At 59.3% G+C, this 1,552-nt stretch carries 1 protein-coding gene and 1 pseudogene; one reads left to right on the forward strand and one right to left on the reverse strand.

Annotated elements, in window-relative coordinates:
* A pseudogene (locus B3Q33_RS10935) lies at positions 1–376 on the reverse strand (NAD(P)/FAD-dependent oxidoreductase); the annotation flags it as partial.
* Positions 377–527: 151 nt separating this feature from the next.
* On the opposite strand from B3Q33_RS10935, the gene B3Q33_RS10940 reads away from it, so the two are divergent.
* Complete coding sequence (locus B3Q33_RS10940; protein ID WP_035248580.1) at positions 528–1,496, forward strand: AraC family transcriptional regulator; 969 nt, start codon at positions 528–530, stop codon at positions 1,494–1,496.
* The last annotated feature ends 56 nt before the right edge of the window (positions 1,497–1,552 follow it).

Genomic DNA, 1,552 nt, shown 5'->3' on the forward strand with positions numbered 1-1,552 from the left:
GGCTTTGCGTTTCCCCATCCCGTTCGGTGGTGATCTGCCAGCCGTCACCGTTGCGCTCCACACGCACCACCCGGGTGGAAAATTCGTAGTGCCGATACAGATCAAAATGGCGCGCATAACTCTGGAAATAGCGCTTCATTTCACTGTGATGGGGATAGGTGGCCACCTCATCCGGCATGGGGAATTCACTGAATTCGGTCATTCCCTTGGAGGAAATCAGATGCGCGGACTGATACATGGTGCTGTGGGGATTATCGATGTCCCACAGGCCACCCACATCGCTGTTCAGATCGAACCCGATGAAAGGAATATCGTACTTGTTAAGATTTCTGGCGGTGGCCAGGCCCATGGGGCCGGCGCCTATCACTGCGTACATGGCTGTCCCGATAACTATTATTATGAACCCGGATCCGGGTTGGCCGAGTTGGACTCAGCATTTGGTATGATGTCTACTCTACGGTCCACCGGGTGCAGGCTCACGGCCAATTCGGGACCTTGCCACGGTTAATTCGGGACCTCATAACAGCATGACGCACACCCCCACCGTTACAGTGCGCTTCACCCAGGCCATCAGCCACGCAGCAGAACAGCTGGGATTCGCCCTGCCCGCCACGCTGCAACAGGCGGTCGGGGAACAGGACCGTGTCAGCCTGGCGCTGCAGGGCCAAATCTGGGAAAGCTTCTGCGAACAGGCCCGCGACCCGCTGGTGGGCATCCAGTTCGGGCTGGCCCTGCAGGTCGGGCATCTGGACACCGTGGGCATGGTGCTGATGAGCTGCGATACGGTGGAAGATGCCCTGGATTCGCTGATGGATTACTACCCCATTGTCGGCGAAGGGGGGGCCTTTTCATACCAGGTACACAACGACGAATGCGAGATTCGCTACCAGCCCCAGTACACCGTGCGCCAGCGGGAGCGGGTGGAAGCCGCGATGACAGCCCTGCTGCAGCTGTCACGCTGGACCACCGGCGATCATCTACAGGCAATCCGCATGACCTTTTCCCATCCGGCGCTGGACGATAATCGGCGCTACGAATCCCTGCTCGGATTACCGGTACGCTTTGCCACTGACCATAACACCCTGGTGTTGCCCGCCAGCGATTTGAGCCTGCCGTTGATCCATGCCAACCCGTCCCTGTGCCATCACCTGCGCACCCTGGCCGATCAACTGCTGGACAACCTGGGCAGCCAGTCTCTCAGCGCCACCGTCCGCGACCTGCTCCGCCAGCACCCGCACTGGGGCAAGGAAAAAGTGGCCGACCAGCTGGCCATGAGCGGGCGCCATCTGGTGCGCAAACTGGGCGAAGAAGGCAGCAGCTTCAAGTTGCTGCGCGATGCGTTGCTGCAAGGCATGGCAGAAAAGGAATTACAGGCGGGCACCCGTCTCGCCGACATTGCTGACAAGCTGGGCTTTTCCGATGAGAGTGCGTTTTCCAAGGCCTTCAAACGCTGGACCGGCATGACGCCGGCAAACTACCGCGAAGAAAAACGATAACGCCAATTTCGCCCCGTCTTTTGTAGGAGCGCAGCTTGAGGCGCGAAACGAGCGAA

The sequence above is a fragment of the Alcanivorax sp. UBA3183 genome, assembly GCF_002364155.1.
Classification (GTDB): Bacteria; Pseudomonadota; Gammaproteobacteria; order Pseudomonadales; family Alcanivoracaceae; genus Alcanivorax; species Alcanivorax jadensis.

What these genes read in the sequence shown, in the direction of transcription:
- B3Q33_RS10940 (WP_035248580.1), top strand. Translation starts at nt 528, where the DNA reads ATGACGCACACCCCCACCGTTACAGTGCGCTTCACCCAGGCCATCAGC.